At 64.6% G+C, this 14,445-nt stretch carries 13 protein-coding genes; 5 read left to right on the top strand and 8 right to left on the bottom strand.

Translation table 11 applies throughout. From position 1 onward, the window contains the following. Positions 1-3: 3 nt before the first annotated feature. Positions 4-321, bottom strand: a complete 318-nt coding sequence (locus tag KUF59_RS10410) for a polyhydroxyalkanoic acid system family protein (protein ID WP_212462004.1) — start codon at positions 319-321, stop codon at positions 4-6. Positions 322-499: 178 nt separating this feature from the next. Between KUF59_RS10410 and KUF59_RS10405 the strand changes: the two genes are divergently transcribed. Next, a complete protein-coding gene (locus KUF59_RS10405; RefSeq protein ID WP_212462003.1) occupies positions 500-664 on the top strand; it encodes a DUF3309 family protein in 165 nt (54 codons plus the stop codon). Positions 665-818: 154 nt separating this feature from the next. Here the strand turns inward: KUF59_RS10405 and ligD are convergent, their stop codons facing one another. Then, positions 819-3,482: a DNA ligase D gene (gene ligD, locus KUF59_RS10400; RefSeq protein WP_212461445.1), complete on the bottom strand. Its 2,664-nt coding sequence runs from the start codon at positions 3,480-3,482 to the stop codon at positions 819-821. Positions 3,483-3,599: 117 nt separating this feature from the next. On the opposite strand from ligD, the gene ku reads away from it, so the two are divergent. Further along, positions 3,600-4,484 (top strand): non-homologous end joining protein Ku, encoded by an 885-nt coding sequence (gene ku / locus KUF59_RS10395; RefSeq protein WP_212461446.1) that lies wholly within the window; start codon positions 3,600-3,602, stop codon positions 4,482-4,484. A gap of 222 nt (positions 4,485-4,706) precedes the next feature. Here ku and KUF59_RS10390 read toward each other — a convergent pair whose 3' ends face one another. The 6 genes from KUF59_RS10390 to KUF59_RS10365 all read right to left on the bottom strand — a co-directional run bounded on the left by KUF59_RS10390 (position 4,707) and on the right by KUF59_RS10365 (position 12,865). Beyond that, entirely contained in the window at positions 4,707-5,396 is a 690-nt protein-coding gene (locus KUF59_RS10390) for a response regulator (RefSeq protein WP_212461447.1), read from the bottom strand. Further along, positions 5,393-8,116 (bottom strand): sensor histidine kinase, encoded by a 2,724-nt coding sequence (locus KUF59_RS10385; protein WP_258769406.1) that lies wholly within the window; start codon positions 8,114-8,116, stop codon positions 5,393-5,395. Before KUF59_RS10385 ends, KUF59_RS10390 begins: the two co-directional genes overlap by 4 nt. 40 nt (positions 8,117-8,156) lie before the next feature. Beyond that, positions 8,157-8,759, bottom strand: a complete 603-nt coding sequence (locus KUF59_RS10380; RefSeq protein ID WP_212461449.1) for a K(+)-transporting ATPase subunit C — start codon at positions 8,757-8,759, stop codon at positions 8,157-8,159. A 64-nt stretch (positions 8,760-8,823) separates the two neighbouring features. After that, positions 8,824-10,938, bottom strand: a complete 2,115-nt coding sequence (kdpB, locus tag KUF59_RS10375) for a potassium-transporting ATPase subunit KdpB (protein WP_212461450.1) — start codon at positions 10,936-10,938, stop codon at positions 8,824-8,826. Between the two features lie 19 nt (positions 10,939-10,957). After that, positions 10,958-12,661, bottom strand: coding sequence for a potassium-transporting ATPase subunit KdpA (gene kdpA / locus KUF59_RS10370; protein ID WP_212461451.1), 1,704 nt, complete (start codon positions 12,659-12,661; stop codon positions 10,958-10,960). 114 nt (positions 12,662-12,775) lie between these two features. Beyond that, positions 12,776-12,865, bottom strand: a complete 90-nt coding sequence (locus KUF59_RS10365; protein WP_042340291.1) for a K(+)-transporting ATPase subunit F — start codon at positions 12,863-12,865, stop codon at positions 12,776-12,778. Positions 12,866-13,452: 587 nt separating this feature from the next. On the opposite strand from KUF59_RS10365, the gene KUF59_RS10360 reads away from it, so the two are divergent. The 3 genes from KUF59_RS10360 to KUF59_RS10350 all read left to right on the top strand — a co-directional run bounded on the left by KUF59_RS10360 (position 13,453) and on the right by KUF59_RS10350 (position 14,295). Next, on the top strand, positions 13,453-13,920 hold the full coding sequence (locus KUF59_RS10360; RefSeq protein WP_212461452.1) for a hypothetical protein: 468 nt from the start codon (positions 13,453-13,455) through the stop codon (positions 13,918-13,920). Positions 13,921-14,009: 89 nt separating this feature from the next. Then, positions 14,010-14,165 carry a hypothetical protein gene (locus KUF59_RS10355; RefSeq protein ID WP_212461453.1) on the top strand — a complete coding sequence of 52 codons (156 nt, stop codon included), beginning with the start codon at positions 14,010-14,012 and terminating at the stop codon, positions 14,163-14,165. Position 14,166: 1 nt separating this feature from the next. Beyond that, positions 14,167-14,295: a hypothetical protein gene (locus KUF59_RS10350; protein WP_258769404.1), complete on the top strand. Its 129-nt coding sequence runs from the start codon at positions 14,167-14,169 to the stop codon at positions 14,293-14,295. Positions 14,296-14,445 lie beyond the last annotated feature (150 nt).

The following is a 14,445-nucleotide window of genomic DNA, read 5'->3' as shown; positions in this document are numbered from 1 at the left end:
CAACTATTTCCCGTCGCCCTTGGTCAGCAGCAATTGCCCGCGCTTGCGGATGGTCGCCTGCGCCATCTCGGCAAAGCGCTGCAGCAGCCAGGGCAGCACCACCTCGACCCTTACGTGATCCTCGGCGACGTCGACATTGCCGGTCGCGATCTGCCCAAGCGCGCGGATGCGAAAATTCATCCGGTCTCCCTCCCAGCGCTCCTCCTCGACCTGCATCACGGGGATGCTGGCCGCGGCACGGCCGAGCCCGGCCTTGAGACGACGCGCCGCTTCCTCGCGGCCCAGGCGATGCGGGATTGAAACGACGAGCGGTGCTGACATGGCCCAGCCTCCAGTGCTTCTTTCCTCACATAGTCAGGCACGAAATCCTGGCAATAGTTCCAGCACCCGAGGCCTTTCTTAGGTGTTGCATCACAGGAACTTTCATTTCTACGGCAAGTTGCCCCGACGAACTCAGACTTCGCAAACAACCCTTGTGAGAGGGCTGGAGGAGACTCGCATGACAATCGGTACCATCATTCTGATCATTCTGGTCATTGCGCTACTCGGCGGCTTCAGCGGCATCGGCGGCGGCCCGTTCTACGGCACGGGCTATTACGGCGGCGGCGGCCTCGGGCTGATCATCGTCATCCTGCTGATACTGCTGCTGATGGGACGGATCTAGCGGCAGGCGCTGCGTAGGGTGGGTTAGCGAAGCGTAACCCACCACGTCTCTCGATGCGGAAGAAAAGAGGTGGGTTACGCCAAGCGGATTGCGCTTCGCGCAACCGCGGGGCTAACCCACCCTACGAGTACGGCATGTGCGGCGAGCCGCGTGACTACTTCATCTTCCCCGCCAGCTTCTTCATTGCAGCCTTGATCGACGCCGCGGCGTGGTCGTAGCCGTCCCAGGCCTTCGAGCGCGCCAGCAAACCCGGCACGGTCCGCATGGTGTAGCGTTTCGGGTCGAGGTCGCTCTTCACCTGCGCCCAGGTCACCGGCATCGACACCGTCGCGCCGTCGCGGGCGCGCGGCGACAGCGGCGCCACCGCGGTTGCAAGGCGATCATTGCGCAGATAGTCGAGGAAGATCTTTCCGTTGCGCAGCTTCTTGGACATGTTGAGCAGATAGCGCTCCGGATCGTCATTGGCCATCCACTGGCAGACGCCCTGCGCAAAGGCTTTTGCCTCCTTCCAGCTCACCTTGTCGCGCGCGCCGTGCAGCAGCGACACCACGACGTGCAGGCCCTTGCCGCCGGTGGTCTTGCAAAAGCTCTCCATGCCGAGATCGGTGAGGCGCTGGCGCATGTCCCTGGCCGCCTCGACCACGTCGGCAAAGGCCACGTCCGGCGCCGGATCGAGGTCGAACACCAGCCGGCCCGGCGTATCGTAGGCGTCAGGCGCGCAATTCCAGGGATGCAGCTCGACGCCGCCGATCTGCGCAACCGCCGCAAGCCCCTCGACCCGGTCGATCTGCAAGTAAGGCTTTCGGTCGCCGGAGACTTTTGCGAGCTCCAACAGGCTCGAGGTCCCCTGCATGGCGTGGCGCTGGAAGAACTTTTCACCGCCGATGCCATCAGGTGCGCGGATGATTGAGCACGGCCGCCCCTTCAGATGGACGATCATCCAGTCGCCGACCGCCTCGAAATAACGCGCGAGGTCGAGCTTGGTTACGCCCTCGCCGTCGCCGCCGTCTGGCCACAGCTCCTTGTCGGGCTTGGAGATGACGACGCCCATCACTTCGGCTGCCCCGGTCTCCTTCAACCGCTTTCCGGACTTAGCCACACCCTTGGCCGCTTCCTTGCGTGCGACCGGCTTGGCGAGCGCGGTCTTCCTGGGCGTCTCCGCCTCCACCTCCTCGGCAGGCTTGTCGTGCCGCAATCCCTTGAACGCGGCCTGGCGGATATTGCCATCAGCGGTGAAGCCGGCGAACTCGATCTCGGCAACGAGCTCCGGCTTCAGCCAGTGCATGTCGCGGGTCTTCTTCGGCGCGTTCTTGCCGCCGAAGGGGCTCTCATCAGCTTCCGCCGCCTTCAACAACGGCATGATGCGCCTGACCTTGTCCGCACCGAACCCTGTACCGACCATACCGACAAAGGCGAGGTCATCGCCGCGGTGCACGCCCGCCATCAGCGAACGGAATTTGCCGTTGGTGGTCTTGTAGCCGCCGATCACGACCTCATGCCCGGCACGGCATTTTGCCTTGGTCCAGCTCTCGGTCCGGCCGGAGCGGTAGGGACCATCGAGCTTCTTCGACACCACGCCTTCGAGCTCGAGCTTGCAGGCCGATTGCAACACCGCATCGCCGCCACTCTCAAAATGCTCGACATAGCGGATCTGGTGCGACTTGCCCTTGCGCGCCTCCAGCAATTTCTTGAGCCGTTCCTTGCGCTCGCCGAGCGACAATCTCCGCAAGTCGAGGCCATCGGCGAACAGCAGGTCGAAGGCGAAGAAGATGAGCGCGTCGGTCTTGCCGTCCGACAGCGCCGCCTGGAGCGAGGAAAAATTCGGGGCGCCATTGTGGTCGAGTGCGACGATCTCGCCGTCGATCATCACGTCCGGCAGGCCGGTCCCTTCCTTGACGATGGCGGCAAACTTGTCGCTCCAGTCGAGCCCCTTGCGGGTCTTCAACGTCGCCTCGCCGTCTTCGACGCGCAACTGGACACGATAGCCGTCGAACTTGATCTCGTGACACCAGCCGTCGCCACCGGGCGGCCGTTCGACCGGCGTGCAGAGCTGCGGCGCGACGAAGTCCGGCATCTCCGTCACCTTTTTGGCACTCGTTGCCGTCGTCGCCTTGCCCTTCTTCAACGCTATCAGCGGCGCCGGCTTGATGGTCCGTGCCTCCTCCTTTTCCGCGCGATTGGACTGCCAGACCGCGTCCGCCTTGCTCTTCCTTCCCTTCGCGAGCATGAACGGTTTTGGCGCCCGTCCCTTGCCCTCGGCGATCTGTTCCATCGCGCGCCCGGAGGCGACCGATTTGTCCTCTCGCAGGACGTCCTCGCCCTCGCTGGCATATTCATCGCGATGCTTGATCAAAAGCCAGTTGGTACGCTTGCCGCCGTTGCGGTCGTTGCGCATGCGGACCAGCACCCAGCTGCCATGCAGCTTGTCGCCATGCAGGGTGAATTTGAGGTCACCTTTCCTGAAGCCACGCTCGGGGTCCTCGGATTCCCAGGTGCCGCGATCCCACAGCATCACCGTTCCGCCGCCATATTGCCCCTCGGGGATCGTGCCCTCGAAGTCGCCATAGTCGAGCGGATGGTCCTCGACCTCGACCGCGAGCCGCTTGTCGTGCGGATCGAGCGAGGGCCCGCGCGTCACCGCCCAGGACTTGAAGACGCCTTCGAATTCGAGCCGCAAATCATAGTGCAGCCGGGTGGCGTCATGCTTCTGGATCACGAAACGCCGCGCCTTCGAGGGCGCGACCTTGGTCTCGCCGGAGGGTTCTGGCGTCTTCTCAAAATCCCGCTTCTTGCGATAGGTGGAGAGGTTTCTCAGCACGTCTGACCCTGCATTTTCGCGCGCGCAGTCGAGCCTGGCACGCCAACTCCCTCCCGGAACCAAAACCCCGAAGCTGGGTTGGGGTTCCAAATCCTACTGAAATCGCTGGAGAATGGAATGGCCCCGCGCGCTTATTGGAAAGGAACGCTGAAACTGTCGCTGGTCAGTTGTCCCGTCATGCTCTACCCCGCGACGACAGCCGCCGAGAAGACCCGGTTTCACATGATCAACCGGGAGACCGGCAACCGGCTGAAGCAGCAGATGATCGATTCCGAAACCGGCGACGTCGTCGAGAGCGATCAGAAGGGTCGCGGCTACGAGCTGCGCAAGGGCAAATATGTCGAGATCGAACCCGAGGAGCTCGAGGCCGTCCAGATCGAGAGCAACCACACGATCGACATCGACAGCTTCGTGCCGCGTGACGAGATCGACCGGCGTTACCTCAACCATCCCTATTACATCGCGCCCGACGGCAAGGCCGCGATCGACGCCTTCGCTGTCATCCGCGACGCCATGAAGGACGAGGAACGCGTGGCGCTCGCCAAGATCGTGCTCACCAACCGCGAGCACATCATGGCGATCGAGCCGCTCGGAAAGGGTCTGCTCGGCACCACGCTGCGCTTCGACTACGAGCTGCGCGACGAGGACCAATTCTTCGACGACATCAAGACCCCGAAAATCACCAAGGACATGGTCGAGCTCGCCGGTCACATCCTGCACAAGAAGGCGTCGCATTTCGATCCGTCAAAGTTCAAGGACGAATACGAGAATGCGCTGAAGGCCCTGGTCAAGCGCAAGGCGAGCGGCAAGACGATCGAATTGCCGGAGCCGGAGGAGCGGCCGAGCAACGTCGTCAGCCTGATGGACGCGCTGAAGCAGAGTTTGAAGGGGCGCGGTGGAAGGAAGACGTCCGCCAAACCCCACGCCCGCCGCGCGACAGGGCGGCAGCGCAGCGTGCGGAAGACGCATCGATCGGCGCCGCGGCATCGCAAGGCGGGTTAAACGCACTCCGTCATTGCGAGGAGCCCTTGCGACGAAGCAATCCAGACTGCCTCCGCGAGAGATTCTGGATTGCTTCGCTTCGCTCGCAATGACGATGTTGATGCGGGCCCACACCACAATCTCAGTCGTCATACCCGGGCTTGACCCGGGCATCCACGTCTGTCCCGCGCACTGAAGCGCGTGGATGGCCGGGACGAGCCCGGCCATGACGGTGTGGCAAAATCAATCCCCCGCCTTCAACCGGTACCCGATCCCCGTTTCCGTCAGCACATATTGCGGGCGCTCTGGGTCGGCTTCGATCTTCTGCCTGAGCTGGCGCACATAGACGCGCAGATATTGCGCATCGGTCAGTTCGTCCCACAGCTCCTTCAGGAGAAAACGATGCGTGAGCACCTTGCCGGCGTGCTGCACCAGCACGCGCAACAGGTCGTACTCCTTGGGCGACAATTTGATGTCTTTCTCGCCGACCTTGACGATGCGGCGGACCAGATCGACCGAGAGATCGCCGGAGCGGAACACCGGCCGCTCGCCCTTGACCTGCAACTGGTGCCGCAGCGCGGCGCGCATGCGGGCCAACAACTCGTCCATGCCAAATGGCTTGGTCAGATAGTCGTCGGCGCCGAGATCGAGCGCCTGTACCTTGCCGGCCTCGTCGCCGCGGCTCGACAGCACCACGATCGGCACGCTCTCGTTCCGGGCGCGGATCGTCTGCAACAGCTCGTGACCGCCGATGTCTGGAAGCCCGAGATCGAGGATGATCAGCGCAGGCCCCTCGGCAAGCTTCTCCAGCGCGATTTTTCCATTCGAGGCTTCCAGTATGTCGTAACCCTGCGTCGACAGTCCCATCCGCAGCAATTTGCGGATCGGCGGCTCGTCGTCGATGATCAAGACCTTGATCGGGGCAGCGCTCATGCGGCGGTATCCAATGCGTGGGTCTGTGCCGGGACCGGCAGGCGGATCGCCAGCACTGCGCCGCTCCGGTCCCTTCTGTTGGCGGCCGAGATGGTGCCGCGCATCGCCTCGACGAAGCCGCGGGAGATGGCCAGGCCGAGCCCCGTGCCCGGGCGCACGTGGTCGCCCTTCTGCACGCGATAGAATTTGTCGAACACGCTTTCGAGCTCGCCGGGCGGAATGCCGTCGCCCTCGTCCGCGATCGTCAGGACGACGTGGTCCCTGTCGCGCTGGCTGCGGATCGAGATCGTGGTGTCGGCAGGCGAATATTTTGCGGCGTTATCCAGCAAATTGAACAGCACCTGCTCGAACAGCACGGCGTCGAGCTCGAGCATCGGCAGATCGGCGGCGAGTTCGAGGGTGACCTTGTGGCCGGTGAGGATCTTGCTCGCGCGCCGGAGCGCGCTGCCGACGATCTCGCCGAGGTCGTGCAGCGCCGTCTTGGGCACGATGGCGCCCGACTCCAGCTTGGTCATGTCGAGCAGATTGGCGATGAAACGGTTGAGCCGCTCGGACTCGTCGATCACGGTGGCGAGCAGATCGCGCTTCTCGGTGTCGGATAGTGCCCCGGCAAGATCGCGCATGGTCGAGGCCGCGCCCAGCACGGAGGCGACCGGCGTCTTCAGATCGTGCGAGATCGAGGTCAGGAGCGCCGAGCGCAGCCGTTCGGATTCCACCGTGCGCTTGACGCGGTCCATGTCTTCGACGAGCAGCACGCGCTCGATCGCCAGCGCGCCCTGGTCGACCAGCGCGTCGAGCAACCGGCGCTGGTCAGGCGTCAGCAAGGGACCGGTGCGGTCGTTGTCGATGCCGATGACGCCGATCGGCCCGCGCCCGGTGCGCATCGGCAAGAACAGGCGTTTTGCGCCGGGCAGCGTGTCCGAGCCGCGGCCTGCGGAGCGATCGTTGCTCCAGGCCCAGTTGGCGGCAGCGAGATCCGCCTGGTCGAGATCGTCCTCGGGCGGATAGCCCGACTTCACGGTCAACACGCCGTCCTCGGGCAACAGCAGCACCACCCGCACCTTCAGCATCAGCGCGATCTGGTAGGCGGTCGCCCACAAGACGTCGTCGAGCGTCGCGGTGCCCGCGAGCTTGCGGCTGAAGGCATAGAGCTGCTCGGTCATCCTGATCCGGCCGATCGCGGTGTCGGCCTGGATGCGCACGCGCGCGGCGACGTTGGAGACCAGCAGCGCGACGACCATGAACAGCACGAAGGCTGCGACGTTGGTCGGATCGGTGATGGTGAAGGTGTAGACCGGCGGCAGGAAAAAGAAGTTGTAGGAGAGCGAGGCCGCGACGGTCGCGAGCAGCGATGGCCAGAGGCCGTAGCGCACGGCGACCGCGACCACCGCGGTCAGCAGCACGAGATCGACGTTCTCGATGCCGAAATAGGGCTGGAGCAATCTGGCCGCGCCAAGGCTGACCAGCACGACGCCAAGCGACTTCAGATAGGGCAGCGGATCGAACGGCTCGACGCGCGCGGCTGTCTGCACGGCGGTCTTCGGTGCCACCTCACCGGGCAGCTCGTCCCCGGCGATCACGTGCACGGTGATGTTGCCGGAGCGGCGCACGAGATCGTGCACCACCGAGCCGCGCGTCATCTCGAACCAGCGCGAGCGGCTCGACTTGCCGATCACGATCTGGGTGACGTTGTTGCCCTGAGCGAAATTGACGACGTCATCGGCGATGCGGCGGCCGACGGCGGGAATCGTCAGCGCCTCTCCGCCCAGCGATTCGGCAAGCCGCAGCGTGTCGGCGAGCCGGTCGCGCTCCGCGTCGGAGAGCTGCAGCGCGCGCCGCGTCTCGATCGAGATCGCCGTGAACGGCGCATGCAGGCGGTCGGCAAGCCGCTTGGTGTAGCGCACGAGCCCCGCCGCACGCGGGTCCTCGCTGACGCAGACGAGGATACGTTCACCTGCGGCCCAGGGGCCGGCGATCGCATTGGCCTGCATGTGGGTGAGCAGTTGCTCGTCGACCCGCTCGGCGGTGCGCCGCAGCGCCAGCTCGCGCAGCGCCGTGAGGTTGCCGGGCGAAAAATAGTGCTCCAGCGCGCGCTCGGCCTGCCGGGGCACATAGACCTTACCCTCCTTCAGCCGCTGGATCAGATCGTCGGGCGTGAGATCGATCAGCTCGATCGCATCGGCGCGGTCGAACACCGAGTCAGGTACCGTCTCGCGCACCCGCACATGGGTGATCTGGGCGACGACGTCGTTGAGGCTCTCGATGTGCTGGATATTGACGGCGGTGTAGACGTCGATGCCGTGCGACAGCAACTCCTCGACGTCGAGATGGCGTTTTGGATGGCGGCTGCCGGAGGCGTTGGTATGGGCGAGCTCGTCGACCAGCGCGATTTGCGGGCGGCGCGCAATCACCGCGTCGAGGTCCATCTCCTCCAGCACCTGGCCGCGATAGTCGAGGTGCTTGCGCGGGATCAGTTCGAGCCCCTGCAGCAGCGCCTCGGTCTCGGCGCGGCCATGGGTCTCGATGTAGCCGACCACGACGTCGATGCCGGCCTTGCGCCTGGCATGGGCGCTTTGCAGCATTTCATAGGTCTTGCCGACGCCCGGGGCGGCACCGACGAAGATCTTGAGCTTGCCGCGCGCGCTCTCCTCGCGGTGCGCGGCCTCCAGCAGCGCCTCCGGCGAGGGACGTTGTTCGGGATCGCGGCGCTGTTGAACCATCAGCTCATTATAATCATCCGTACGCGGTCAGCCTAGGCCGCTACTTCACGACACGGTCGAGCGCGAGATTGAGCGCCAGCACGTTCACGCGTGGCTCGCCGATCAGGCCGAGCAGCCGCCCCTCGGTGTTGGCCCCTACGAGTTGCCGGACCGCCTCCTCCGACATGCCGCGCGTTTTCGCAACCCGCGGCACCTGGAATTGCGCGGCCTCCGGCGAAATGTGCGGATCGAGGCCGCTGCCGGTCGTGGTGACGAGGTCGACGGGCACCACAGCGTTCGGGTTTTCCGCCCTCACCTTGTCCACATCGTCCTTGAGACGGTCGGCCAGCGCCTTGCTGGTCGGGCCAAGATTGGAGCCGCCCGAATTGGCGGCGTTGTAGGGCGCGGACACCGTCTTGGTCGAATCGGCGGGGTCCGGCGCGACCGTCGCCGAGGGGCGGCCGTGAAAGTATTTGTCGTCCTTGAACTCCTGTCCGATCAGGGCTGAGCCGATGACCTTGCCGTCCTTTTCGATCAGGCTGCCTTGCGCCTGCACCGGGAAGAGCACACCGGCGATGCCGGTCATGGCGAGCGGATAGGCAAGGCCCGTGATCGCGGTCAGCGCGAGCAGCAGGACGATGGCGGGGCGGATTTCTCTGAGCATGTTAGGACTCCTATTTCTCTCCGTCATTCCGGGGCGATGCGCAGCATCGAACCCGGAATGACGACTAGGCCAGGTGCAAGGCGGTCACGACGAGGTCGATCGCCTTGATGCCGATGAAGGGAATGACGATGCCGCCGAGGCCGTAGACCAGGAGGTTGCGCCGCAGCAGCGCGCCGGCACCGACAGCACGATAGGCGACGCCCTTCAGCGCCAGCGGAATCAAGCCGATGATAACAAGCGCGTTGAAGATGATCGCCGACAGGATGGCGCTCTGCGGGCTCGACAGGTTCATGACGTTGATCACGCCAAGCTGCGGGTAGAACGCCAAAAACATCGCCGGGATGATCGCAAAATATTTTGCGACGTCGTTGGCGATCGAGAACGTCGTCAGCGCGCCGCGCGTCATCAACAGCTGCTTGCCGATCTCGACCACCTCGATCAGCTTGGTCGGGTTGGAATCGAGGTCGACCATGTTGCCGGCCTCGCGCGCGGCCTGGGTGCCGGTGTTCATGGCGACGCCGACATCGGCCTGCGCCAGCGCCGGTGCGTCGTTGGTGCCGTCGCCGCACATGGCCACCAGCTTGCCCCTGGCCTGCTCGTCGCGGATCAGCTTGAGCTTGTCCTCGGGCGTTGCCTGCGCAAGGAAGTCGTCGACGCCGGCTTCGGCGGCGATCGCGGCCGCGGTCATCGGGTTGTCGCCTGTTATCATGATGGTGCGGATGCCCATGCGGCGCAGCTCCGCAAAGCGCTCACGGATGCCGCCCTTGACGATGTCCTTGAGCTGGACGATGCCGAGCAGGCGGCCGTCTTTGGCGACCGCCAGCGGCGTGCCGCCGGATTTCGAGACCTCATCGGCGATGATCTGGATCTCGCGGCCGGCCTCCGACAGCGCCGCGGGCTGCATTGCGCGCGCCGTATTGCCCGACGCTACCGCCAGCGGCGCGCCGCCGCCGACATAGTTGAGCATGGCGTCGACCGCACCCTTGCGCACCGACGAACCGCCGGCATCGACGCCGCTCATGCGGGTCTGCGCCGTGAAGGGGATGAAGGTGGCGCCCAGCTCGGCCATGTCGCGGCCGCGGATGCCGTACTTCTCCTTGGCGAGCACGACGATGGAGCGGCCCTCCGGCGTCTCATCAGCGAGCGAGGCGAGCTGAGCCGCGTCCGCCAGCTCCTGCTCGGTCACGCCGCGCACGGGGCGGAAGGAGGTCGCCTGGCGATTTCCGAGCGTGATGGTGCCGGTCTTGTCGAGCAGCAGTGTGTCGACATCGCCTGCGGCCTCGACCGCACGGCCCGACATCGCCAGCACATTGAAGCGCACCAGGCGGTCCATGCCGGCGATGCCGATCGCCGAGAGCAGTGCACCGATCGTGGTCGGGATCAGCGTCACGAACAGCGCAACCAGTACGACCACCGAGATCGAGCCGCCGGCATAGGCCGCATAGCTCGGGATCGTGACGGTGGCGAACACGAAGATGATGGTGAGGCCGGCGAGCAGGATGTTGAGCGCGATCTCGTTCGGCGTCTTCTGCCGCTCGGCGCCCTCGACCAGCTTGATCATGCGGTCGATGAAGGTCGAGCCTTGCGCCGCCGTGATGCGCACCCGGATCCGGTCGGACAGCACCTCCGTGCCGCCGGTCACCGCCGAGCGGTCGCCGCCGGATTCGCGGATCACCGGCGCGGACTCGCCGGTGATGGCGGCCTCGTTGACGGAGGCGACGCCCTCGATCACTTCACCGTCCGAGGGGATGGTGTCGCCGGCCTCCACCAGCACGATGTCGCCGACCTTCAGGCTGGTGCCCGGCACCAGCTTGAACACCTTGTCCGAGCCAGTGACCAGTTTAGCCTGGCTTTCGGTGCGAGTCTTGCGCAGCGAATCGGCCTGCGCCTTGCCCCGCCCCTCGGCCACCGCCTCGGCGAAATTGGCGAACAGCACCGTGAACCAGAGCCAGAGGATGATCTGGAAGGTGAAGCCGAGGCTCGCGCCACCCATGACGAGGTCGCGCAAAAAGATCACTGACGTGAGCGCGGCCACGATCTCGACCACGAACATCACGGGGTTCTTGATCATCAGCCGCGGGTCGAGCTTGACGAAAGAAGCGCGGATCGCGGGGACCACGACTTTGGGGTCGAGCATCGCCGAAACGGAGGCGCGCTTTTGCAGTTTCATGGCGTCCATGGAGGTCACTCCGAAACAATCAGAACAAGTTGCCGGCGTTCATCGCGAGATGCTCGACGATGGGGCCGAGCGCGAGCGCCGGGAAGAAGGTCAGGCCGCCGATGATCAGGATCACGCCGACGACGAGGCCAACGAACAATCCGCCCGTGGTCGGGAACGTGCCCGCCGACGGTGGAATGGACTTCTTGCCCGCAAGCGACCCCGCGATCGCCATCGCCGGAACGATCATGAAGAAGCGGCCGACGAACATCGCGCTCGCAAGCGTGAGGTTGTAGAAGAAGGTGTTTCCGGTGAGGCCCGCGAAGGCCGAGCCATTGTTGCCGGTCGCCGAGGTATAGGCGTAGAGCACCTCGGTGAAGCCGTGCGGACCGGCATTCGCCATCGAGGCGACCGCTGCCGGATAGACCACGCCGACCGCGGTCCAGCCGAGATACATCAGCGGCAGCACCAGGATCGCGAGCATCGCCATCTTGACCTCGCGCGCCTCGATCTTCTTGCCGACATATTCCGGCGTACGGCCGACCATCAGGCCTGCGACGAAGATCGCGAGGATGACGAACAGCAGCATGCCGTAGAGGCCTGCGCCGACGCCGCCGACGATGATCTCTCCGAGCTGCATGTTGATCAGCGGGATCATGCCGCCGAGCGCTGTGAAGCTGTCATGCATGGCGTTGACCGCGCCGCAGGAGGCGGCCGTGGTGACCACGGCAAACAGCGAGGACGCGACGATGCCGAAGCGGACCTCCTTGCCTTCCATGTTGCCGCCGGAAAGTCCCAGCGCCTGGAGCGTCGAGGTACCGTTGGCTTCCGCCCAATAGGTGACGGCGACGCCGGCGAGGAACAGCACGCCCATCACGGCGAGGATCGCAAATCCCTGGCGCTGGTTGCCGACCATGCGGCCGAACACGTTGGTCAGGGCAGCACCGAGCGCAAAGATCGAGATCATCTGCACGAAGTTCGACAATGCCGTCGGGTTCTCGAAGGGGTGCGCAGCGTTGGCATTGAAGAAGCCGCCGCCATTGGTGCCGAGCATCTTGATCGCGACTTGCGAGGCCACGGGACCGACCGCGATGGTCTGCTTGGCGCCTTCGACCGTCGTCGCCTCGACATAGTCGCCGAGCGTCTGCGGCATGCCTTGCCAGACCAGAAACAGCGCGTAGACTACGCAGATCGGCAGCAGCACGTAAAGCGTGGTCCTGACAACATCGACCCAGAAATTGCCGACCGTGCGCGCGGAGGCGCGCGAGAAGCCCCGAATCAACGCCACGGCAAGCGCGATGCCGGTGGCCGCCGACAGAAAATTCTGGTGCGTCAAGCCGACCATCTGGACGAGATAAGACAGCGTGCTCTCGCCGCCGTAGTTCTGCCAATTGGTGTTGGTGATGAAGGAGATCGCGGTGTTGAAGGAGAGATCCTCCGCGACCGCGCCCTGCCCGGCCGGATTGAACGGCAGCACGCCCTGCAATCGCATCAATCCGTAGATGACGAGGAAGCCGCCGACATGGAACAGCAGCATGGCGACCGTATAGGTCATCCAATGCTGTTCGCGCGTCTCGTCGACGCCGGAGATCCGGTAGAGGCCGATCTCGACCGGGCGCAGCACCGGCGACAGGAAGGTGCGCTCGCCGTTGAAGACGCGCGTCATGTACCAGCCGAGCGGTTTTGTCAGCGCGACGATGGTGACACAAAACAGGATGATCTGAAGCCAACCGATGACAGTCATGGTAGTTCAACCTTTGAGAGCGTGACGCGTGCGCAGGAGGGCTGCGAGCAACGCGAGCAGCAGCGCAACGAGCACGGCGTCCGCTGCGAGCAGCTTGAGCAGCAGGACCACGGCTCAGAACCGCTCGGGCCGCAGCAGCGCATAAGTGAGGTAGATGAGGAGGCCGAGCGAGACGGCGCCGGCGAGCGAATAATCGAAAATCATGATCGCCTCCCCTTACAGCCGCTCGCAGGCGTAGGTGTAGCCGACCGCAAGGGCGAAGAAGCCAAAGCCCAGCGCCAGCATGATGATGTCGAACATGGAACGTCCCTATGCAGAAGAACGCGGCGGGGAACGGATGCCGCGCCATCGCGTGGACAGGTGCCACCCGGAGCATAGGTTTTCGAGATGAGGCCTATGGCGACGTTATAGGAATCTCATAAAGGGCGGCGGAAATGGGGATGTGGGGACGTTGCAGTGACCCACGATGCGGCCACACAACACACCGTCGTCCCGGACAAGCGTAGCGAAGCGGAGCGCTGATCCGGGACCCATACCCCCAGGGAGAAGTTTGGTGAAGACTGGTGGTTGGCAGCTCGCTGCAACGACTGCTCCCTGGGGTTACGGGTCCTGGCCTTCGCCGGGACGACAGTTGGGGATTTGGCGAACGTTTGCGCCCCTCACGCGCCCAGTTCTCTTTATGAAATCCCTATTTCTCTCCCTCCGTCCTCCCCTCGTTTTCAAATGCCTTCCCGGCCCATCTTGGCAGTGAAGATCACCTCTCGTGATCGACACGACAACGGGACACCGCCATGTCCACGACACTCAGAGATTTCGATCCAGCTTCGCTCGGCAGGCGACTGCGCAATGCTCACGCCATGACGCGACCGTTGATGCTTGACATCATCGACACCGCCTGCCGGCGCATTCCCTCGCTCGGACAGAACGAACGCTCCGCGCGCCTCGCGCGGCTGATCGACGCCGAAGCCTGGGCCGATGCTGCGCTGGCGCTGATGGCGCTGGAGCTGCCGCTATGGCAGGTGCGCCGCATCGCCTATGACGATGGCGAATGGCACTGCGCGCTCTCGCGCGAGCGCGAGCTGCCGGACTGGCTCGACAGCGCGGTCGAGGCCCGGCATCCGGATCTCGCTATCGCCCTGCTCTCGGCTTTCTCCGAAGCGCAGGCACTGGCGGCGACAGCGAGCCGGCCGAGCGTGCCCTCGGTGAAGACGGCCGCAAACCCGCTCTACGAGCCGGTGGCTTGCGATCATTTCGGCTAGGCCGCACACACGGCTACGGCCCCGTCTTTATGACTTTCCTATACCAAGCCGCCACCGCCCCTCTCGCATTCCTATGGCGCGTCGCCGCAATGTGGCCGCAGGACCGCAATGGCAAGGCGCCTCCGCGTACGGCTCATCGCCAAGCAGGACTCCCGGACATGATCGAGCTGAAGATCATCCTCATGATCGGCCTGATGGCCGCATTGCTGTTCGGCATGCGTATCGTCGCGGCTCGGGGCAACTGACATGAAGCTCGCGAAGGCAAATCTGCAACATGTCGTCACCACCACCATCCTGGCGGTGACGCTGAGCCTGATCTGGGGCGCCGCGCTGACGCTTGTGGTCACGTTGCTCGCGCGCGGCCTCGGCGTCTAGACGGCACGAAACCCTCGTCCTCTTCGCATCCTCGAGCAGCCGGGTGTGGACCGCGGTCGTGATGCCCGGCACGGCCTGAGGGCACGTCGGAGAATGAGCACAACTCGGGCACTCCGTGCCGCGAGATCGCGCAGGTGCGCCTGGCCCCCC

It is taken from the genome of Bradyrhizobium arachidis, from assembly GCF_024758505.1.
Classification (GTDB): Bacteria; Pseudomonadota; Alphaproteobacteria; order Rhizobiales; family Xanthobacteraceae; genus Bradyrhizobium; species Bradyrhizobium manausense_C.
This window is presented reverse-complemented; position numbering and strand designations above follow the sequence as displayed.

Excerpts from the sequence above, each read along its gene's own strand:
- KUF59_RS10410 (WP_212462004.1), bottom strand. The coding sequence starts at position 321 with ATGTCAGCACCGCTCGTCGTTTCAATCCCGCATCGCCTGGGCCGCGAG.
- KUF59_RS10405 (WP_212462003.1), top strand. The coding sequence starts at position 500 with ATGACAATCGGTACCATCATTCTGATCATTCTGGTCATTGCGCTACTC.
- ku (WP_212461446.1), top strand. The coding sequence starts at position 3,600 with ATGGCCCCGCGCGCTTATTGGAAAGGAACGCTGAAACTGTCGCTGGTC.
- KUF59_RS10390 (WP_212461447.1), bottom strand. The coding sequence starts at position 5,396 with ATGAGCGCTGCCCCGATCAAGGTCTTGATCATCGACGACGAGCCGCCG.
- KUF59_RS10385 (WP_258769406.1), bottom strand. The coding sequence starts at position 8,116 with ATGGTTCAACAGCGCCGCGATCCCGAACAACGTCCCTCGCCGGAGGCG.
- KUF59_RS10380 (WP_212461449.1), bottom strand. The coding sequence starts at position 8,759 with ATGCTCAGAGAAATCCGCCCCGCCATCGTCCTGCTGCTCGCGCTGACC.
- kdpB (WP_212461450.1), bottom strand. The coding sequence starts at position 10,938 with ATGGACGCCATGAAACTGCAAAAGCGCGCCTCCGTTTCGGCGATGCTC.
- kdpA (WP_212461451.1), bottom strand. The coding sequence starts at position 12,661 with ATGACTGTCATCGGTTGGCTTCAGATCATCCTGTTTTGTGTCACCATC.
- KUF59_RS10365 (WP_042340291.1), bottom strand. The coding sequence starts at position 12,865 with ATGATTTTCGATTATTCGCTCGCCGGCGCCGTCTCGCTCGGCCTCCTC.
- KUF59_RS10360 (WP_212461452.1), top strand. The coding sequence starts at position 13,453 with ATGTCCACGACACTCAGAGATTTCGATCCAGCTTCGCTCGGCAGGCGA.
- KUF59_RS10355 (WP_212461453.1), top strand. The coding sequence starts at position 14,010 with ATGTGGCCGCAGGACCGCAATGGCAAGGCGCCTCCGCGTACGGCTCAT.
- KUF59_RS10350 (WP_258769404.1), top strand. The coding sequence starts at position 14,167 with ATGAAGCTCGCGAAGGCAAATCTGCAACATGTCGTCACCACCACCATC.